The sequence below is a fragment of the Paenibacillus allorhizosphaerae genome (genome assembly GCF_042659105.1).
Lineage (GTDB): Bacteria > Bacillota > Bacilli > Paenibacillales > NBRC-103111 > Paenibacillus_G > Paenibacillus_G allorhizosphaerae.
Genome location: NZ_JBHSRV010000004.1, coordinates 566,929 through 584,913, shown reverse-complemented (window position 1 = coordinate 584,913; position 17,985 = coordinate 566,929). Strand labels below are relative to the sequence as shown.

Here is a 17,985-nt window from a genome sequence, read left to right as displayed (position 1 = left end):
TGTGCTACGATGGAGACATGGGGAAGGTAATCACAAACGATGTCCCCTTTTCCGGTGCGGAATCGATCTCAATCGTTCCTTCCCCTTTATCCACAATGCCGTTGATTAAGTAAAGTCCGATGCCCCGGCCGCTTTCGCTTTTGGTCGTGAATCCGCGTTCAAATACTTTGGACTGGACGGAAGCCTCCATGCCCGGGCCGTTATCTTCCACGAGAACGGACAACACGTCGTCGTCTTGCTCGATGCTAACGAATATGCGCTTTACCCGGCCGGTTTGCTGCTGCAGCGCATCGAACGCGTTCTCGATCAAATTGCCGAGCAACAGCACGAAATCGTGATGGTCCAGCCGCGGCGGGAATCGATCCAGCCGGCTTTGCCGGTCAATTGTCACTTCGATGCCGAGCTCGCGGCCGCGGCTGATTTTCCCGATCAACAGGCCGGTCAGGCTGTCGTTCTTGATTCGCTCGGACAGAAAACGGGTCAGCTCGCCTTTTTCCTCCGTCACATCGAACAAGTATTCCAACGCCTTTTCGTTATTGCCCAGCTGGATGAGGCCTCCGATCGTATGCAGCTTGTTCATGTATTCGTGGCTTTGCACGCGCAGGGCGTCGACGAACGCTTTGACGCCGGTCAGCTCTTCCGCCATTCGCGTCACCTCGGTGCGGTCCTGGAAAATGGCTACGGCGCCGATGGTTTGGCCGTTCACGGTAATAGGCACCCGGTTGCTCATAATGAGCGTATCGCCGATGGCTAGTTCCTGATTGTAGACCGGCCGGTTCAACTCCAATATTTCCGGAAGCCGCGTATCGGGAATGACATCCCAGATCTGCTTGCCGATCACGTCTCCGCTTATTTTAAATATTTGCTTCGCTTTCTCGTTGAAGATCGTAATGTTCTCGTCTTTATCGATTGCGATGACGCCTTCGTGCATCGCATGAAATGTCGCTGTGCGTTCGACCAGCAGCCGGGCGATCTCGTGGGGCTCCAGTTCGAACATTTGCCGTTTGATATGCTGAGCAAGCCGCCAGGAGCCCCATAACCCGAACAGCAGCGAGAGCAGCAGGACGACGTAGCCTTGGCCGCTCAGGCCAAGCAGCACTTCCATGGTCGTCGGCATAATCCGCCCGACGAGCGCCACGCCGATCTGCACGTGACCGGCGTTCATGATCGGCACGAAGGCGCGCAGCGCCGTGCCGAGTTCCCCCTTTGCCTTGGACACGTACGTGTGCTCGGCAAAGGCGGCTCCTTCATCGGCGCCGTCCGAAGCGTCGCCGATTTTGCTTTGAACCGGGTGCGACAGCCGGACCCGGTTCATGTCCATCACAACGACGTACGTGACGTCGTTGATGATGCGGATGCGCTCGGCGGCGGATTGCACGCCGGGGCGCATCTCCGAATACGTCAGGCCGCCGGTGACCTCCGGCATCTGGGCGACCGTGCGCGCCGTGACGACAAGCCGCCGCGAAAGCTCTTCTTCTTTGAGGCGGATAATGCCTCCCAATAGAATCGTGCCTCCGATGCAGACGGAGAACAGGACGATGCCAAACGACCAAATCGCGATTTTCCAATTGATTTTTAATCGCTGCAGCAAGGCATCTCCGTCTCCTTTCCTTTCTATCCCGCTCTCGTGAGGCAAGTACAACTAATCATACAATAGCGAGGGGCAGCTTGAAAACAAATAAAACCCGATCGGGCATCCGTTCCGGATGCCGACGGGTCAGGACGAACTGCCGGTGTTTTTCGAATCGCTTTTTTTGTTTTTGCTCTGGCCTTGATCCTGGTTTTGGCTATCCGTTGCACCTTGCTCCGTTTTTTTGGTGCCAAAGTGATTCGTTCCTTTTCGCACCTTTTCTTGAAATTCAATTTCGCGCCGCAGCGATTCCTGACGCATCTTCTGGAATTCCTTCAGCTGTTTTTTTTCATCCTGCCGAATTTTTTGCTGCTGCTCCAGTTCGCTTTTCTTGATGTCCTGATACATTTTCATATGCTGCTGCAATTCCGAATCGATCGGCTCATTTTGGCTTTGCGCTTTCGGTGTCGTTCCTTTCTCTCCTTTTGCTCCGCTATGGCCTCCGCAGCCCGCAAGAGCAAAGGTTACGGCAACGATGACGGTGCCAACCACGGACACAGTCCATTGTTTCATGACGGAAACCTCCTTCGGATTGGAAGGTAAACAAGCAACATGGCTCATTGGCGGCATTTCCAGATGCGATTAGTATAACCGTCTGCGCAAAATTCATGAATCGTGCTGCGGCTCGTCGAAAAATGATGTTTTGATGTATACTAACTACGACGCTTTAAGGTTTATTAGGCAAGGGGGCACGGCATGAGGCCGTTTTTGAGCACCGTACTATTTATTGTGGCGGGTTTGGCGGCTGCGGTTGCTATCGGATTTTATCCCGCGTTTCTGGCGGCTCCGCCGGTGCAGGATGACGAACAATCCGGCTTCGACAAGACGCTTGTCATTAAATTCAGCCACGTCGTTGCGGAAAATACGCCCAAAGGGCTGGCCGCGCAAAAATTCGCCGATCTCGTCAAAGCGAAAACGAACGGCCGCGTATCCGTTGAAGTATTTCCGAACGGCGTGCTTTATACCGAAAAAGATGAAGTGGATGCGCTCATGCGCGGCGATATTCAAATGATCGCGCCGGCGTTTGCCAATATTACGGAACGGGTATCCGCTTGGGAACTGTTCGATTTGCCGTATGCTTTTTTGACGGACGAGGCGGTGGAAGAAGCGTTTGCCGGGGAGATCGGCCGCATCTTGTTCAAGAAGCTGGAGAGCAAGAATATGATGGGGATCGCTTATTGGAGCAACGGATTTAAACAGATGACTTCGAATCGCGGGCCGCTCATTCATCCGGAAGATTTTAAAGGACAGCGGTTTCGCATTTTGCCGAGCAAGGTGATCGAAGCCCAGTTCAAGCAGCTCGACGCCAAGACGATCGTGATTCCGTTCAACGACGTATACCGCGGATATGAAACGGGGATTGCGGATGGCGGCGAAAATACGATCTCGAACATTTATACGAAACGTTTTTACCAGGTGCAGCAATATTTGACGATCAGCAATCACGCTTACCTCGGCTACGGGGTGCTGACGAACAAAAAATATTGGGATAAACTGCCGGGCGATGTGAGGAAGATTTTGATGGAGGCGATGGATGAAACGTCGGCATGGGCGAATCGCAACGCCATTCAAATGAACAAGACACAGCTGGAACAGATCCGCAGCCATTCCAATATTCAATTGCACGTGTTGACGGAAAGCGAGCGTGCGGAATGGATGAAAGCCTGGGACCCGCTGTACAAGCAGTTCGAGAAGTCGATCGGGCGGGAGCTGATCGAGCAAATTCGCGTGCTGCAAAAAAAATACGGCGGATAGCCGGGCCGCCTGTTTCGTCCCGGCTAATGCCGCGCATGCTATATCGCTTCTTTGGCCGCAAGCACATACACTTTCACGTTTTTCTTGATGCCGAAATTACGCGCTTCGCTCAAATCGTTCATATAGACGTCGATCTTGGCGCCTCGGATGGCTGAGCCGGTATCCTCGGCTTTACGGAAACCGATTCCGTCAATAAATACCATGGAACCTATCGGAATAATGGCAGGGTCTACGGCAATCGTACGCCCCTCCTCCGCTTTGCTTCCGCTGGATGTAATGCCGTAGGCGGGACTGGCCTGCGTCTTGCCGGTCGATTCGTATCCGGCGGTATACGCCGTAAGCGTCGTGGACAGCACTTGCCGAATGACGCCGGCTTGCCCGCCGATCGCTTCGACGCCGGTAAAATCCGGCGGGATGCTGAGCCGCTGTCCGATAGAAAGCCGATTGGCATTCGTAATCTCGTTCAATGCCATGAGATCCTGGACGGAGACGTCAAACGATCTGGCAATATTATAAAGCGTATCGCCGGAACGAACCTCGTACAATAGAGGTTCCGGCAATGGCGGTTCGGTGGATTCGGTCGCGGCTTCCGCACGCTCAAGCGCCGGATAGGGAACAAAATATTCCGTCGAGATCGGCCCGAACAGTTCTTCCTCTTCGTAGGCGAGCAGGGACATCGGGGTCATCGCATAAAGAAGCAGCAGGAAAGGGATGCAGAGAAAACTTTTTTTTATCGTTGGAATCATAAGTAAGGCGATCCTCCTCTAGTGTGAATAGAAGTGATAGTCTTATATTTTCCGAAATTGCTAGATTATAAACCTATTTGTTCGGTGATCTGCTAGAATGAATACATAGAATAAGAGACAGAGTTGGCATAGGGGGAGAGACGTATGGCAGGCTTGACGGGCAAACGAATCGCGCTCACCGGTCCGCGCAAAGCGGCCGAGCTCAGTGTTATTGTGGAAAAGCAGGGAGGCATTCCGCTCATTCGTCCGGCGCAAGGAACGGTCGCCGTTGAACGCGAAGAAGTGGGGAGAGAGATTGTCAAGCTGCTGGAACAAGGCGCCGATTGGATTATTTTGACGACCGGCATCGGCACGGAGCTGATTTATCAAGCGGCGGAAAGCATGGGACTGGCTGCCGCTTTCACCGAGGCGCTCGGCCGTGCCAAGATTGCGGCGAGAGGCTATAAAACGGTCAATTTTCTAAAGACGCTGGGGCTGACGCCCGTCGTAAAGGATGATGACGGAACGACGGCCGGGCTCATGCGGGCGCTTATGCCCTACGACCTTAAAGGGAAAAAGGTTGCGCTTCAGCTGTACGGTGATCACGCGCCCCGTCTCGTGGAGTGGCTGCGCGGCAGCGGCGCGCTCGATTTCGAAATTTTGCCTTACCGGCACGTTCCGCCGGAGCTGGACGTTGTGGACACGCTGCTGTCTGAAATTTTGCAGCGACAGGTCGACGCGGTTACTTTCACCAGCACGCCGCAGGCTCGCTTTCTTATGATGTATGCCCGCGAGCGGGGGTTGTCGGAGCAGGTGCTGGATGCATTCCGCGATGACGTCGTAGCGGTTGCCGTAGGGAAAGTGACGGCGGAGGCGCTCCGGGAGGAAGGCGTCGAACGGGTAGTCGCACCTGAGCAGGAACGGATGGGCAGCATGATCGTCAGCTTGGCCCGATATTATGAAACCGGGGAGCTGCCTCTACCGAACGGCGGCGAATGAAGCGGAATCATCGTTTGGTCATGAACTTCAGGTATGGTATACTTTTCCTGATGGGGAAACGATACCATACCTTTTTTGTTGCACTGGAGGCTTTATGAACGATACTGCAGTAGTACGACTGGAGCGTCTGACGAAAAAAATCGGCTCCAGAACGATCGTCGACGGATTGAGCTTTGAAGTGAAACCCGGAGAAGTGTTCGGCTTTCTCGGGCCGAACGGGGCGGGGAAAACGACGACGATCCGCATGATGGTAGGTTTGATCTCCACCACGGATGGAGAAGTTACGATTCAAGGCTGCAGCGTGAAACGGCAATTCGAACAAGCCATGGTTCATGTAGGAGCCATTGTCGAAAATCCGGAGTTTTACGGATTTATGAGCGGCTATCAAAATTTGCAGCATTTCGCCCGGATGATGCCGAGCGTAGAGAAGGACCGGATCGATGAAGTGGTCAAGCTGGTGCGGCTGGAAGCGCGTATCCACGATAAGGTGAAAACGTACTCGCTGGGCATGCGTCAGCGTCTAGGAGTGGCGCAGGCAATTTTGCACCGTCCGTCCGTGCTTGTGCTGGACGAGCCGACGAACGGGCTCGATCCGGAAGGCATACGGGAGCTTCGCGATTATTTGCGGCAGCTGTCCAGGGAGGAAGGGCTTGCCGTCATCGTGTCGAGTCACCTGCTCTCCGAGATGGAGCTGATGTGCGACCGGGTCGCGATTATACAGAACGGCCGATTGCTCGATGTGCGCTCCTTCAAGGAGGCGCCCGCGGAGACGGAATGGATGGAAGTATGCTTTGAAGTGGGACAAGCGGATCGGGCGCGGGAATTGATCGAGGAAGGGATGCTCGTCCGGGCGGACGGGGCCGAGCTCGTCGTGCGGGTTCAAAACCGGAGAGAAGCGATCGCCGAGCTGAACGCCCGGCTCGTGCAGGCAGGGATCCCGGTATACGCCATCCGTGCCGTGACCAAAACGCTGGAGGAACAATTCCTCGAGGTGACAAGGGGGAATCGGATTGTCTAGCTTCATCCGGCTTGTGCAAAATGAACAGATGAAAATTTATTCCCGTCTCCGGACGTGGGTGATGCTGGCGATCGTCGTGCTGAGCGTCATCTCCGCCGGCGTGCTGATGCGCTTCGTCATCGATGCGGGAATCCATCATACACTGCAATTTATGTCGCTGACGACAAGCTTAGCTTCGATCATTACGATCTTTACCGTCATTATCGCCGGCGATATCGTCGCCTCCGAATTTACGTGGGGAACGATCAAGCTGCTCTTGATTCGTCCGGCGTCGCGCGGCAAAATTCTTTGCGCCAAGTACATCTCCGTCCTGCTCTTTATTTTGACGTTGGTGGCTACGATGCTCATTATTAGTTATTTTACGGGATTAATTATTTTCGGCGTCAGCGGCGTCGTAAGTCCCGACATGGCGTTTCCGGCGATTTTGAAAGCGTACGGCCTGAAGCTGGTGCAGATCGTCATGACGGCGACGCTCGCCTTTATGATTTCGGCAGCATTTCGCAGCAGCTCGCTGGCGATCGGACTGTCGATTTTCCTGATGCTGTCGGCAAATTCCATCGTGCTGGTGCTTGTATCGCTCAAAAAAACATGGGTGAAATATTTCCTGTTCGCCAACACCGACCTGTCCCCTTACGTATTCGGAGGCAAGCCGATCCTGCCCGGCATGACGCTCGGATTTTCCTTGACGGTGCTCGCGGCGTACTGGCTTCTGTTTTACGGCGTATCTTGGCTGTTATTTACGAAACGCGACGTGGCCGGCGGCTGATAACCGCAGAAAGGCCGCAAAACGAAAAAAAGACGTGATAGCTCAATGTTCCGCGAGCGCTCTCACGTTTTTTTCGTTTAAATAATGTCGCTTAAAAGGAGGGAGACCCGTTCGTCGAGCTGCATCGGATCGATCGGCTTGACCATATAATCCTTCGCTCCGAGCCGCATGCCTCGAATCACCGTATCTTTGCGCGAATCGGCCGTTAACAGCAAGATGGGAATGTCCTGCGTTGCGGGAGTCGATTGGAGACGGGTCAAGGCGTCCATGCCGTCCATGCCCGGCAGATGAAGATCGAGAATAATGAGATGATAGCTGGCCGCTCTCGATACGAGCGATACGAAATCTTCGGCGGACGTATATGAGTCCACTTCATACCGGTCTTCGAAAATTTGTTTGACGAGCAGGCAGAACGGTGAACTGTCGTCCACCAGAGCGATTTTTTTCTTGTTCATGTGTTTCACTAACACATCCTTTTTTTCAAAATGGAGGTTGAATTCGACATGTCGTCCACAACGGATCCCAATGAAGACAAAAACCGACGGATGCAGCGAATTATCGCCAGGACGCGGGAACTATTTCTTCGCGACGCCCGGCAGCGCGGGGCTGTCGTTCTTGAAACGGCGGTGCAGTGGCGTGAAGGGGCCCTATCGGCGAGTGAACTGGGAGACTCGGTACATGCCTATGCACACGCGTTAAGAGGCGTCGCACTTACCGTCGGCTGCGGCCGGGTGCACGAGCTTAGCGAAGAGGCGATTAACTGTAGTATACAGCATAGCGGGGGTTGGAATGAAGAAGCTTTACAAGGGCTCATACGTATGCTGACGGAACTAACCGAAGAGGTGGAGCGGGAGACGGTCAAGGCGGAGGAAGGCGGTTCGGAACATTGACAACTGCGTTGATCCTGGTTTGCGTCTTGACGCTCATTATTCATGCAGCGGAAACGATGGGGTATGCGATCCGTTTGGCGGGCATTCGCAGCGGCAAGCTTGCGGTGTCCTTGTCGCTCTCCGGCATCATCATGCTAATCTCGAGAACGTCCAACATGGTGCAAGCCACGTTCACCGGAGGAATGATCGACTCGGCCAAAAACGAAGGGGGCCATAGGCTGCAAACCGATTTTCAGTTCATTATCGGCTCCGCTTCGCTCGGGACGCTGTTGTCGATCGTGCTTTTTCCGACCATGGTGTTCGTATTTATGCGGCTCATCGCGCATTTGGAAGTGGCGGGCTCCTTCCCGGCGCTCGTCCGGGAATCGGTGTCGCTCGATAAGCTGAAATGGGTGAGGCGGAACGTAAGGCTGCCAAGGTGGGAAATGCTGAGGCGGCTGCGGATCGGCGGCATTCCGAAGCGCCTGCTTCTGCTCAACACCGTTGTAACCGGCATATACACCGTCGGCGTACTTTCGGCCTTATATGCTTCTTATCTCGTGCCGGAGCATGCGATCAAAGCGTCTCAGTCATCAGGCATGATTAACGGGATCGCCACGATCTTGCTGACCATCTTCGTCGACCCGCATGTGGCGCTGCTCTCCGACAAGGCGTTGTCCGGAAAAGTCAAGAACGCCGAGACGAATAAAATGTTCGGACTGCTCATGCTGTCGCGATTGGCCGGAACGCTTCTGGCGCAGCTGCTGCTGCTCCCAGGGGCGGCCGTAATCGCCTGGTGGGTATCATGAGCGATGATGAGCCGAACGGGTCAGGGGAAGATAATCAGGAAAATTAAGGTTTCATAAACGATATGAATATAAAGAGGAAATGCGCGATTCATGTCGAAATCTATTGCGTTAGTCATTTTAGCTTAAAGGGGAATTCTGGAAGCCTATGATCGAATTTCAAAACGTGTCCAAAGTATATCCCAATGGGACAGTCGGTCTTAAAAACATTAATTTTACGATCAATAAAGGCGAGTTTATCGTCATTGTCGGGCTTTCGGGAGCGGGGAAATCGACACTGCTGCGCTCCATTAACCGTCTTCATGAAATAACCGAGGGTCAAATCGTGATCAACGGCCGTTCGATTACTGCGGCGACCGGCGTCCAGCTGCGGAACTTGCGGCGCGATATCGGCATGATCTTTCAAAATTTTAATCTGGTCAAACGCTCTTCCGTGCTGCGGAATGTGTTGTCCGGTCGTGTAGGTTATCACTCGACGCTGCGTACGCTCCTCGGATTGTTCCCGAAACATGATATCCATCTCGCCTTGCAGGCGCTCGAGCGCGTCAATATTCGCGAAAAAGCGTACGTGCGCGCCGATCAGCTGTCCGGCGGCCAGCAGCAGCGCGTCTCCATCGCCCGCGCTCTTGCGCAGGAAGCGAAAATCATATTGGCGGACGAGCCCGTAGCTTCCCTCGACCCGCTTACGACGCGCCAGGTGATGGACGATTTGCGGCGGATCAACCAGGAGCTCGGGATTACGACGGTCGTGAACCTTCACTTTATCGATTTGGCGCGTGAGTATGCAACCCGGATTATCGGGCTGCGGGCCGGTCAAGTCGTATTCGACGGACCGGTATCGGAAGCGACGGACGAAGCGTTCTCGGAAATTTACGGCCGGGCCATCAAGAGAGACGAGCTTCTGGGGGGGCAGGAGTAAATGAAACCGGACTCTCTCGCCAAAGCGGCGGCGCTCAAAAAGCCGGACCGCACCAAGACCTATTTAACGGTGATCATACTGATATTGCTGCTGTGGGGCAGCGCCTATAAGACGGACGCGACTTTGACCTCGCTCATTACCGGGACGCCGGAGATGGGCAAGCTCATCGTGGAAATGTTCCCGCCGGATTGGTCTTACTTCGATGTGATATGGAAGCCGATGCTGGAAACGATCCAGATGGCGGTGATCGGTACGACGCTTGGCGCCATTCTCGCGATTCCGATCTCTTTGTTTGCCGCGCGCAATGTCACCAAGTCGCCGCTGCTGTACTACCCGGCCCGGTTTATTTTGAACCTGGTGCGGACGATACCAGATCTGCTTTTTGCCGCCGTCTTCGTGGCGATCTTCGGTCTCGGCCCGTTCGCAGGGGTGCTGGCGCTCATGTTCTTTTCATTCGGCCTTATATCCAAGCTTGCGTATGAATCGATCGAGGCGATCGACCCGGGGCCGCTCGAAGCGATGACCGCTGTCGGCGCCAACAAGCTGCAGTGGATCCATTTCGGCGTTATCCCGCAGGTTATGGCTTCCTTCACGGCATATTTGCTTTATACGTTTGAAGTCAACGTACGGGCGGCTGCGGTGCTCGGGCTCGTCGGTGCGGGCGGAATCGGTTTATATCTGGACCGTTCCATGGGTCAGCTGCGCTATGACCGTACCTGCCTGATCATCCTGGTGACGCTGGCCATCGTTCTGATCATCGATTACGCGAGTACTAAAATTCGGGAGAGGCTGTTATGACAAATCCATCGGTAAAGCCGCCGCAGCGGTTTCGCATGCGTTTTTGGCTGGTTGCTATTTTCATCCTGGCGCTGTACATATGGTCGTTCACCGGCATACAGTTCACAGGCATTAAAGAGACGGCGGGGACGATTTCAAAGTCCATTCTGACAGGGCTGACGCATCCCGACTGGTCTTATGTATATATTCCCGAAGGCGAGGACTTGCTGCGCGGCCTTCTCGATACGCTTGCCATTTCGGTGCTCGGCACCTTCATTTCGGCGGTTCTGTGCGTGCCTTTCGCTTTCTGGGCGGCCAATAACATGAGCCGTTTCCGGGCCGTCACCGGCAGCGGGAAATTCGTGCTCAGCCTCATTCGGACGTTTCCGGAAATCGTTATGGCGATTTTGTTCATCAAGGCGGTGGGCCCGGGACCTTACGCCGGGGTGCTGGCGCTCGGACTTCATTCCATCGGGATGCTCGGCAAGCTGTTCTCCGAGGCGGTGGAGAACATGGATCTCGGACCGACCGAGGCGCTTACCGCCTGCGGCGCGAACCGGCTGCAGGTGCTCTGGTTCGCCGTCATTCCGCAGGTGCTGCCCGAGTTTTTCTCTTTCTCGCTGTACCGCTTCGAGATTAACGTCCGTTCCGCGGCGATTCTCGGCATGATCGGGGCCGGCGGGATCGGTACGCCGCTGATCTTTGCGCTGGAAGCCCGCGCTTGGAATCGGGTCGGCATCATTCTTCTCGGCATCATCGTGATGGTAACGATCATTGATTTCATCTCCACCTCGATCCGTAAGCGGCTCGTGTAAGAAAGCAACAGCCTGTTCCTTTCGTCGCAAAACGAAGGGAGCAGGCTGTCTTTGTATGGAATCGCTTTTAGTGCGCACGCAGTTTCAAGGCCATCAAATCTTCGTCCCAATACCGTCCGTCCAGCTGCAGCGCGTGCCGCTCGGTCCCGTACACCTCAAATCCGATCGATTCGTACAGCCGTTTCGCGGCGGCGTTGTCCGACATGACGGTTAAATTGAGCTGCTCCAGCCCGTCGCAGCGGCCTGCTCGCTCTATCAGTTCGCGGAGCATCGCGGAGCCCGCTTTATTCCCGCGATATTTGGGAGCGACATACATCGCATAAATATTTCCTTTATGCTTCAGCTTCGGATGGGTTTCACGGACGAACGTAACCATTCCGGCCAGTTCATTCTCGCTTGTAAAGCAGCCTAGCGTAAACTGGTCTGCGGTTGCCTGCAGTCTCTGTTTCGTTACTTCCAGCGGTCGTTCCTTCTCCATATCGTAGGTTGTGAGGAACGCATGGGGATGTTCTTTCAAAGAGCGTAACCGTAACGTCCGATAAACCTCCGCATCCTCCGGATTCAATACCCGTATCAGCATAGGCGGCCTCCTTGGCAAAGTGTTGATGATGCCTTCATATTGAAAGCGAAACGGCAGATTGATATAATAAGTTTACTAAATATATGGATAGTAGGAGTATACGTGATAACGATAAAACAAATATCGGAATTAGCCAACGTCTCGCAAGCCACCGTATCCCGAGTATTAAATGACGATTACACGCTGGCCGTTACGGAGGAAACCAGAAGAAATATTATAAATATAGCACGCGAGCACCAATATGTGAAACGGGAAAGAAAAAATGCCGGTACCGCGGGAAAAAAGAAAAAGACGGCCGATAAAGTAGCGATCTTTTTATGCCAGATTGAAGACGAGATGAACAATCCTTACTTTATTTCGATCCGCAATGGGATTGAAAAGGAATGCGCCGATCAAGGGTTATCCACCGCAACCTATACCTTTAACGCGTTGTTTCAACAAGATATCAAAGCGGATTTCATGGGAATCGTCGTCGTGGGGAAAGTTCATCCCGATGCGGTCGAAATCGTCAATAAAGGTTCCAGCAACATCGTCTATATCGATTATTCGCCGAATGAGAACGTGTACGATTCGGTTACGGTGGACCTCGAAAAAGCGATGGAAGCGGTACTGGAGCATTTGACGGCCCGCGGTTACCATGATATCGGATTTATTGGCGGATCTTCCAAGGAATATGTGAGTGTCGGCGAGACGATCGTAACGGACGATAAAAGGTATAGATCGTACAAGCGACTGATGGGCGAGCGTGGGCGGTATAATGAACAGCATGTATTTTTAGGCGAGTATACGATGTCCGACGGGTATCGATTGATGAAAGCGGCGATTGAATCCGGGCATCTGCCGGAAGCGTTCGTTATCGCGTGCGACCCGATGGCCGTAGGGGCGTTAAAAGCGCTTCAGGATTTCGATATCAAAGTGCCGTCGCAAGTAGCGTTAGTATCGTTCGACGATACGGAATTGGCCCAGTATGCAAGCTGCCCGTTAAGCTCGGTGAAAATTTATACGGAAGAGATGGGAAGAGCGGGCATTCAATTGCTGCTGAGCCGAACGAAAGGGAGAGAAATTCCTTATAAAGTCACGATTCCTACCGGACTGACCGTTAGACACAGCAGCGCTGCGAAGTAAAATAGTGATATGTTTGGAGAGCCCTCGCCGTTGGAGGGCTTTTTTGAATGATCGGATTATAAATTTCAGACGGAGGAAAAGTGGCTTCAGTAACAGCGGCTGGAATCCCATAACCATCACTCCCATGCGCGAACGTGTGGAATAGCACGCGAAAGGACCTTCCGGACATCCTGGAAGGTTTTGTTATTCGGAAGGTATAACTCAATGTATATTTACTAAAAATTAAAATTATAAAGCATCAAAATCATTGACATATTTACTAAAATATTATTAACTAAATGTAGAAATACATAGATGAACTGTAGGAGGAAACGATGTGGATCGCTCGGAAATTGCAAAAAAGCTAAAGGAAAGAAAAGCGGCCAAAGACGTGCTGGTGGCGGTGCATCGCGGATGCAGCGGGGGGAATATTATCGAGAATACGATTCCGGCGTTTGAAATCGCACTCAAGTACGGTGGGGACATCATTGAGATGGACGCTTCGAAATCGACGGACGGGGAGCTATATACGATTCATGACGGGCAAGAGCAAAGGTTGTTTTTTAGTAAACATAATGTCCAAACGCTTGCTTCCGAAGAAATCGATCGGTTGAGTTACCGGAACCGCAACTCGTTCGAAGTGAAACAGAAGGTTCAAAAGCTGGAAACGGTGCTTTCCCATTTTAAGGGCGACACCCTGATCAATCTGGACCGGGCGTGGAATTTCTGGGACGATGTATATGAATTGCTCGCGAAATTGTCGATGTTCGATCAAGTCATTTTGAAAAGTCCCGTAACGGATGCATGCTTAGAAATGCTCGAACAGTACGAAGTGCCGGTCATGTATATCCCGATCGTGAAAAAAGAAAGCGAGCTGCACCGCGTCCTCAGCCGCAATATTCATACGGTTGCCGTAGAGGTGATCATCGGCTCGGAGCAGAGCGAATTTTATAATTTGGAAGTTGTCCGGGAATTAAAAAAGAGGAACATTTTGGTTTGGCTGAACGCGATTCGACTTAATGATAAGACAACGCTTACACTCGGCAACGACGACGATACTTCCTTATTGAAAAACGAAGATGAAGGCTGGGGACGGCTCATGGATATGGGAGCCGACATTATTCAAACAGACTGGCCGCTGCAATTATCGTGTTATTTGCAAAAAAGAAAAGTCGTTTCAACCCGCTGATTCAGCACATTAATTTGAAGGAGAGATTGTACATGCGCAAGCTGAATGTTCTGCTTCTTGCCCAACTGATCGGAATGTCGGCGCTGCTTGGTTGTTCCCAGGGGGACCCGGCGGCCGGCGGGAAAGCGCCTGCGCCATCGGATGGCGCTGCGGCCAAGGTGAATACGGAACCGGTCACTCTCAATTTGTTCGCCGGCCAGGACATGTCCGACGAGTTATGGAAACTTCTGCTGCATGAACCGCTGAAAAAGAAATACCCTCATATTACCGTGAACATCGTAAAAAAGGGGAAGGGCATTCAAGACTTGGTCGCCAATGGCACCAGCTTTGACTTGTATCTTGAGTTTCAGGGCTATCTGGGCAACTTGATTCAGGTCGGCTTGTTGGAAGATATCACGCCTTTAGCCAAACAAGAGAAATTGGATTTGTCCCGCTTTGATCCAATCTTCATGGAAGCGCTTAAACAATATTCGGATAAAGGAGAAATGTACGGACTTCCTTTTTACCGGCAGGCCAATGCGCTGTACTACAACAAGGACGTATTCGATAAATTCGGCGTAGCGTATCCGAAGGACGGGATGACCTGGGAGGACACGGTCAATGTCGCCAGAAAAGTAACCCGAACTGACGGCGGGACACAGTACTACGGACTGGACCCGGAGCATGCGACCCGATTGGCGTTTCCGCTGTCGCTGGTCATTGTGAATGGAAAGACAAATAAGGCCGAAGTCAACAATGAACAATGGCAAAAGGTGTTTCAGTTGGCCAAAGACATGTACTCGATCCCCGGAAACATTCCGAAAAAGACAACGGATCTAAATGGCGGCGGCATTGTCCGCTTCATGAAAGAGCGAAATATCGCGATGCTTGCAACGGTCAATATCGTCGACCGTCTTCAGGAAGCGTCGGTCAACGGCGTGAATTGGGATATGGTGCAATACCCGAGCTATAAGGGAAGTCCCAACGTATATGGTATGACCGACTTTGCCGTCATCGGAACGACCAAAACGAGCAAGCACAAAGAGGCGGCGATGAAAGTGGTGGAGGTTCTTACGTCGGATGAGGTGCAGATGCTTGCCGCGAAAAAACGGCCCGTAGTGAGCCCGCTGGTGAACGCGGAGCTGCAGAAGCAGTTTGCCGCCGATGTCGATTATGCCAAAGGCAAAAATATCGCCGCGTTTTTCAAAAGCAAGCCGGCTCTCGCTCCACGCTTCAGCGATTATTATACGACCGCGCGCACGATACTGGACAAAAATTACGACGATTTCGTCCTTGGCAAGAAAGATATGAATACCGCGCTTCGAACGGCGGAGGAAGAAATCAATAAGAAAATCAGCGAGCTGGATAAGAAGTAAACCCTTTGAGTGTGAACGGTCTATTCCTTGGTAACATCCCTTTGAAGCAACCGTCCTTAAAGGCGGTTATTGTGAGAGAGCCGTGTTGGTAACACGGCTCTCTTATCATTCTTCGCTTTGCGCCAAACGGAACAGTCCGGTGCAAAATAATAATAGGCTGCGCAGTTTCTTCACAGTCGTTATACATTCCCTGGTGATGTTCGGCTATGATCGATCACATTCATGAGTTCCGCCGCCTGACGAGATAGCGGTTCAAGTTCACGCGTATAGACGGCGATCGGATTGACGGCTTCGACCTCCCGCACCATCACGCGGGCGACATCGCCCCGCTGCACATCTTCCCGAACTTCCGCGGCCGAGGCAAAAATGACGCCGTACCCCGCCTTCACCGCTCTTACCGCTTCGTTCATGCCGTCCCATTCCACCGCAGCGGCGGGCGGCTTCATGTTGGCCGTCCGGCACAAGGCCAGCAGCATCTCGCGCGTACGGCTGCCTTCCTCCCGCATCACGAACGGTTCCTGCAAAATTTCGGCAAACGATGCCTCGCGGTTAGCCAGCCGGTGACCGCACGGAACGACGAACCACATCGGATCTTCAAACAAGAGGCGCCGGGCAATGCCCGGTTCGGGCTCGGCTCCTCCGCCGATCACCGCAAGGTCGGCTTCGTAACGAATGAGGCGTTCCATCGCTTGACGCGTGTTGGCCGTATGCAATATAACGTGCACATCGGGATAAGCCGATTTGAAAGCGGCGATCCAGGCGGGCAGCAAAAAGTTGGCCGGCAAATAAGTAGCGGCTATGCGCAGCTTGCCGGTGCGTCCTTCTTTGTAATCGGCGAGCAGCCGCTCGATCTCCGCCTCCAGCGAGAACAGCCGCTCCGCTTGGGCGGCGACCAATTCGCCGGCTTCCGTAAGCAAAATGCCGCGGCCTTTCGGAGCGATAAGGGAGAGGCCGAGTTCTTTTTCCAGATTGCGGATTTGGGCGGTTACCGCCGGCTGGCTGATGAGCAGCGCTTCAGAAGCGCGGGTGACGCTGCTGCAGTGAGCAACCGCACGGAATATGCTCAGCGCATGAAGATTCATAACCTATGCCTCCTTTCCTTTTTGCTCAAAGCATAAATTTAATTTATGATTTGTTAGCAATCTTATATTTTATTTATGAGAAGCTTTCCTTTATTGTAGTTCACAAGAACAATCAATACAATGTGGGATACGTGAGGGGATTCGAGATGTACATGACTTGCATTGACTGCGCCAAACGGTGGGATTTGTACAAGGTGCGAATTCGCTGCACCTGCGGCGGCTTGCTTCAAATTGAACAAAATTGGAAGGAGCTTGACGCCGATCTGCTGAAGCGTCTGTTCCAAGCGCGGCTTATGGAGCGGATGACGCCTTATGCGAGCGGCGTTTGGCGCTACAAGGAACTGATTCACCCTGAGCTGCCGGCCGAAGCGATTGTGACCCGATACGAAGGGAACACAGGGCTGTATGAGGTTGATGCGGCCGCCAAGTTTGCCGGGATTCGCCGCGTCTTGCTAAAAGCGCAGAGCGAGAACCCGAGCGGATCTTTCAAAGATAACGGCATGACCGCCGCCGTCTCTCATGGACGCGCGCTGGGCATGCAGCGATTTGCCTGCTCCTCGACCGGCAATACGTCCTCGTCGCTTGCCATGTATGCGGCATGGTGCGGAGAGGAATCGTATGTGTTCGTGCCCGAGGAGGGCGTAGCGGACGGGAAGGTGCTGCAGACGCTGGCCTATGGCGGGAAGCTGGTCCGTTTCCCCGGAACGTATGACGACGGATTGCGCTTTCTTGAGGAGCATGCGGACGAATTCGGATTATATGTATGCAACTCCGTAAATCCGCTGCGCATCGAGGGGCAGAAGAGCATTGTATTTGAAATTGCCCACCAGCTGCAATGGTCGATGCCGGACTGGATCGTGCTTCCGGGGGGCGCACTTAGCAACGCTTCGGCGCTGGGCAAAGGTCTGCAGGAGCTGCGGTCCATCGGCCTGATCGAGAACGTGCCGCGAGTGGCGATCGTCCAAGCGGAAGGGGCGAGCCCGTTCCATCGCATGGTGGAGGCCAAAGAGCCGACGCTTACGCCGGAGCCGCATCCGTCTACGCGGGCCAGCGCGCTCAACATCGGAAGCCCGCCAAGCTGGAGGAAGGCGCTGCAGACGCTGGAGTATACGAACGGAGTGACGGTGGCCGTCTCGGATGAGCAAATATTCGCGGCTAAAGAACTTATCGACCGTTCGGGCATCGGCTGCGAGCCCGCGTCCGCCGCGACGGTTGCGGGGCTGAAACGGCTTGTGGCGGAGCAAGTCATTGACAAGGACGAGACGGCGGTATGCATCTTGACCGGGCATCTGCTCAAAGATGCCGATGCATTGACGGCATATGCGGGGAAACGGCCGGAGCCGATGGAGCATCGCATGTGGGAACGAATGATGGACATGGCGTCAAACAAACGCCTTGCGGCGCTGCGGCGGGAGTAGAAGACGGGGTAGGCAACGCGGGCAATGCGGTGGGCATAATAATGCCGGTGCATCAACAACCAGGAAGCAATGGATGAAACAGTGCGGAACAAGAAATACTCACTCCGGACTGTTTTTTCATTTTCTTATCTTCATGTTCGCGTTATTCGGTACTATGCATTTTTACATAAATAGGTTG

The 17,985-nt window shown here is 53.3% G+C and carries 19 protein-coding genes; 13 read left to right on the top strand and 6 right to left on the bottom strand.

Annotation, left to right across the window (positions count from 1 at the left end):
- Nucleotides 1–4: 4 nt before the first annotated feature.
- Both ACFQI7_RS18985 and ACFQI7_RS18980 read right to left on the bottom strand, forming a co-directional pair.
- A complete protein-coding gene (locus ACFQI7_RS18985; RefSeq protein WP_218102668.1) occupies nucleotides 5–1,588 on the bottom strand; it encodes an ATP-binding protein in 1,584 nt (527 codons plus the stop codon).
- A 129-nt stretch (nucleotides 1,589–1,717) separates the two neighbouring features.
- The gene (locus tag ACFQI7_RS18980; protein WP_218102655.1) at nucleotides 1,718–2,143 is read right to left on the bottom strand and encodes a hypothetical protein; all 426 of its coding nucleotides are present in this window, start codon (nucleotides 2,141–2,143) and stop codon (nucleotides 1,718–1,720) included.
- 183 nt (nucleotides 2,144–2,326) lie between these two features.
- Here ACFQI7_RS18980 and ACFQI7_RS18975 point away from each other — a divergent pair, with 183 nt between their 5' ends.
- Nucleotides 2,327–3,385: a DctP family TRAP transporter solute-binding subunit gene (locus ACFQI7_RS18975; RefSeq protein ID WP_218102654.1), complete on the top strand. Its 1,059-nt coding sequence runs from the start codon at nucleotides 2,327–2,329 to the stop codon at nucleotides 3,383–3,385.
- Nucleotides 3,386–3,423: 38 nt separating this feature from the next.
- On the opposite strand, the gene ACFQI7_RS18970 is transcribed toward ACFQI7_RS18975, so the two are convergent.
- Nucleotides 3,424–4,131, bottom strand: a complete 708-nt coding sequence (locus ACFQI7_RS18970; RefSeq protein ID WP_218102653.1) for a 3D domain-containing protein — start codon at nucleotides 4,129–4,131, stop codon at nucleotides 3,424–3,426.
- 144 nt (nucleotides 4,132–4,275) lie between these two features.
- Between ACFQI7_RS18970 and ACFQI7_RS18965 the strand changes: the two genes are divergently transcribed.
- The 3 genes from ACFQI7_RS18965 to ACFQI7_RS18955 all read left to right on the top strand — a co-directional run bounded on the left by ACFQI7_RS18965 (nucleotide 4,276) and on the right by ACFQI7_RS18955 (nucleotide 6,893).
- Nucleotides 4,276–5,109, top strand: coding sequence for a uroporphyrinogen-III synthase (locus ACFQI7_RS18965; protein WP_218102652.1), 834 nt, complete (start codon nucleotides 4,276–4,278; stop codon nucleotides 5,107–5,109).
- Nucleotides 5,110–5,203: 94 nt separating this feature from the next.
- Nucleotides 5,204–6,127 (top strand): ABC transporter ATP-binding protein, encoded by a 924-nt coding sequence (locus tag ACFQI7_RS18960; protein WP_218102651.1) that lies wholly within the window; start codon nucleotides 5,204–5,206, stop codon nucleotides 6,125–6,127.
- Nucleotides 6,120–6,893, top strand: coding sequence for an ABC transporter permease (locus ACFQI7_RS18955; RefSeq protein WP_218102650.1), 774 nt, complete (start codon nucleotides 6,120–6,122; stop codon nucleotides 6,891–6,893). Before ACFQI7_RS18960 ends, ACFQI7_RS18955 begins: the two co-directional genes overlap by 8 nt.
- A gap of 77 nt (nucleotides 6,894–6,970) precedes the next feature.
- Here the strand turns inward: ACFQI7_RS18955 and ACFQI7_RS18950 are convergent, their stop codons facing one another.
- Nucleotides 6,971–7,348 (bottom strand): response regulator, encoded by a 378-nt coding sequence (locus tag ACFQI7_RS18950; protein WP_230415622.1) that lies wholly within the window; start codon nucleotides 7,346–7,348, stop codon nucleotides 6,971–6,973.
- Nucleotides 7,349–7,396: 48 nt separating this feature from the next.
- Here ACFQI7_RS18950 and ACFQI7_RS18945 point away from each other — a divergent pair, with 48 nt between their 5' ends.
- The 5 genes from ACFQI7_RS18945 to phnE (ACFQI7_RS18925) all read left to right on the top strand — a co-directional run bounded on the left by ACFQI7_RS18945 (nucleotide 7,397) and on the right by phnE (ACFQI7_RS18925) (nucleotide 11,079).
- Complete coding sequence (locus ACFQI7_RS18945; RefSeq protein WP_218102648.1) at nucleotides 7,397–7,783, top strand: hypothetical protein; 387 nt, start codon at nucleotides 7,397–7,399, stop codon at nucleotides 7,781–7,783.
- Nucleotides 7,780–8,571, top strand: a complete 792-nt coding sequence (locus ACFQI7_RS18940; protein WP_218102647.1) for a lipid II flippase Amj family protein — start codon at nucleotides 7,780–7,782, stop codon at nucleotides 8,569–8,571. The genes ACFQI7_RS18945 and ACFQI7_RS18940 overlap by 4 nt, the downstream gene beginning before the upstream one ends.
- Before the next feature lie 145 nt (nucleotides 8,572–8,716).
- The gene (gene phnC, locus ACFQI7_RS18935; RefSeq protein WP_218102646.1) at nucleotides 8,717–9,487 is read left to right on the top strand and encodes a phosphonate ABC transporter ATP-binding protein; all 771 of its coding nucleotides are present in this window, start codon (nucleotides 8,717–8,719) and stop codon (nucleotides 9,485–9,487) included.
- Nucleotides 9,488–10,285, top strand: coding sequence for a phosphonate ABC transporter, permease protein PhnE (phnE, locus tag ACFQI7_RS18930; protein WP_218102645.1), 798 nt, complete (start codon nucleotides 9,488–9,490; stop codon nucleotides 10,283–10,285).
- Nucleotides 10,282–11,079 (top strand): phosphonate ABC transporter, permease protein PhnE, encoded by a 798-nt coding sequence (gene phnE, locus ACFQI7_RS18925; RefSeq protein ID WP_218102644.1) that lies wholly within the window; start codon nucleotides 10,282–10,284, stop codon nucleotides 11,077–11,079. Before phnE (ACFQI7_RS18930) ends, phnE (ACFQI7_RS18925) begins: the two co-directional genes overlap by 4 nt.
- A gap of 67 nt (nucleotides 11,080–11,146) precedes the next feature.
- Here the strand turns inward: phnE (ACFQI7_RS18925) and ACFQI7_RS18920 are convergent, their stop codons facing one another.
- The gene (locus ACFQI7_RS18920; RefSeq protein ID WP_218102643.1) at nucleotides 11,147–11,659 is read right to left on the bottom strand and encodes a GNAT family N-acetyltransferase; all 513 of its coding nucleotides are present in this window, start codon (nucleotides 11,657–11,659) and stop codon (nucleotides 11,147–11,149) included.
- A gap of 102 nt (nucleotides 11,660–11,761) precedes the next feature.
- Here ACFQI7_RS18920 and ACFQI7_RS18915 point away from each other — a divergent pair, with 102 nt between their 5' ends.
- From ACFQI7_RS18915 to ACFQI7_RS18905, 3 genes are all read left to right on the top strand, one after another.
- Nucleotides 11,762–12,784 (top strand): LacI family DNA-binding transcriptional regulator, encoded by a 1,023-nt coding sequence (locus ACFQI7_RS18915; RefSeq protein ID WP_218102642.1) that lies wholly within the window; start codon nucleotides 11,762–11,764, stop codon nucleotides 12,782–12,784.
- Nucleotides 12,785–13,100: 316 nt separating this feature from the next.
- Complete coding sequence (locus ACFQI7_RS18910) at nucleotides 13,101–13,952, top strand: glycerophosphodiester phosphodiesterase family protein (RefSeq protein WP_218102641.1); 852 nt, start codon at nucleotides 13,101–13,103, stop codon at nucleotides 13,950–13,952.
- Between the two features lie 32 nt (nucleotides 13,953–13,984).
- Nucleotides 13,985–15,307, top strand: coding sequence for an ABC transporter substrate-binding protein (locus ACFQI7_RS18905; RefSeq protein WP_218102640.1), 1,323 nt, complete (start codon nucleotides 13,985–13,987; stop codon nucleotides 15,305–15,307).
- A gap of 179 nt (nucleotides 15,308–15,486) precedes the next feature.
- Here ACFQI7_RS18905 and ACFQI7_RS18900 read toward each other — a convergent pair whose 3' ends face one another.
- Nucleotides 15,487–16,389, bottom strand: a complete 903-nt coding sequence (locus tag ACFQI7_RS18900; RefSeq protein WP_218102639.1) for a LysR family transcriptional regulator — start codon at nucleotides 16,387–16,389, stop codon at nucleotides 15,487–15,489.
- A 146-nt stretch (nucleotides 16,390–16,535) separates the two neighbouring features.
- On the opposite strand from ACFQI7_RS18900, the gene thrC reads away from it, so the two are divergent.
- Complete coding sequence (gene thrC / locus ACFQI7_RS18895; protein ID WP_218102638.1) at nucleotides 16,536–17,807, top strand: threonine synthase; 1,272 nt, start codon at nucleotides 16,536–16,538, stop codon at nucleotides 17,805–17,807.
- Nucleotides 17,808–17,985 lie beyond the last annotated feature (178 nt).

What these genes read in the sequence shown, in the direction of transcription:
- ACFQI7_RS18975 (WP_218102654.1), top strand. Translation starts at nt 2,327, where the DNA reads ATGAGGCCGTTTTTGAGCACCGTACTATTTATTGTGGCGGGTTTGGCG.
- ACFQI7_RS18920 (WP_218102643.1), bottom strand. Translation starts at nt 11,659, where the DNA reads ATGCTGATACGGGTATTGAATCCGGAGGATGCGGAGGTTTATCGGACG.
- ACFQI7_RS18980 (WP_218102655.1), bottom strand. Translation starts at nt 2,143, where the DNA reads ATGAAACAATGGACTGTGTCCGTGGTTGGCACCGTCATCGTTGCCGTA.
- phnE (WP_218102644.1), top strand. Translation starts at nt 10,282, where the DNA reads ATGACAAATCCATCGGTAAAGCCGCCGCAGCGGTTTCGCATGCGTTTT.
- ACFQI7_RS18950 (WP_230415622.1), bottom strand. Translation starts at nt 7,348, where the DNA reads ATGAACAAGAAAAAAATCGCTCTGGTGGACGACAGTTCACCGTTCTGC.
- thrC (WP_218102638.1), top strand. Translation starts at nt 16,536, where the DNA reads ATGTACATGACTTGCATTGACTGCGCCAAACGGTGGGATTTGTACAAG.
- ACFQI7_RS18965 (WP_218102652.1), top strand. Translation starts at nt 4,276, where the DNA reads ATGGCAGGCTTGACGGGCAAACGAATCGCGCTCACCGGTCCGCGCAAA.
- ACFQI7_RS18905 (WP_218102640.1), top strand. Translation starts at nt 13,985, where the DNA reads ATGCGCAAGCTGAATGTTCTGCTTCTTGCCCAACTGATCGGAATGTCG.
- phnE (WP_218102645.1), top strand. Translation starts at nt 9,488, where the DNA reads ATGAAACCGGACTCTCTCGCCAAAGCGGCGGCGCTCAAAAAGCCGGAC.
- ACFQI7_RS18900 (WP_218102639.1), bottom strand. Translation starts at nt 16,389, where the DNA reads ATGAATCTTCATGCGCTGAGCATATTCCGTGCGGTTGCTCACTGCAGC.
- ACFQI7_RS18960 (WP_218102651.1), top strand. Translation starts at nt 5,204, where the DNA reads ATGAACGATACTGCAGTAGTACGACTGGAGCGTCTGACGAAAAAAATC.
- ACFQI7_RS18970 (WP_218102653.1), bottom strand. Translation starts at nt 4,131, where the DNA reads ATGATTCCAACGATAAAAAAAAGTTTTCTCTGCATCCCTTTCCTGCTG.
- phnC (WP_218102646.1), top strand. Translation starts at nt 8,717, where the DNA reads ATGATCGAATTTCAAAACGTGTCCAAAGTATATCCCAATGGGACAGTC.
- ACFQI7_RS18945 (WP_218102648.1), top strand. Translation starts at nt 7,397, where the DNA reads ATGTCGTCCACAACGGATCCCAATGAAGACAAAAACCGACGGATGCAG.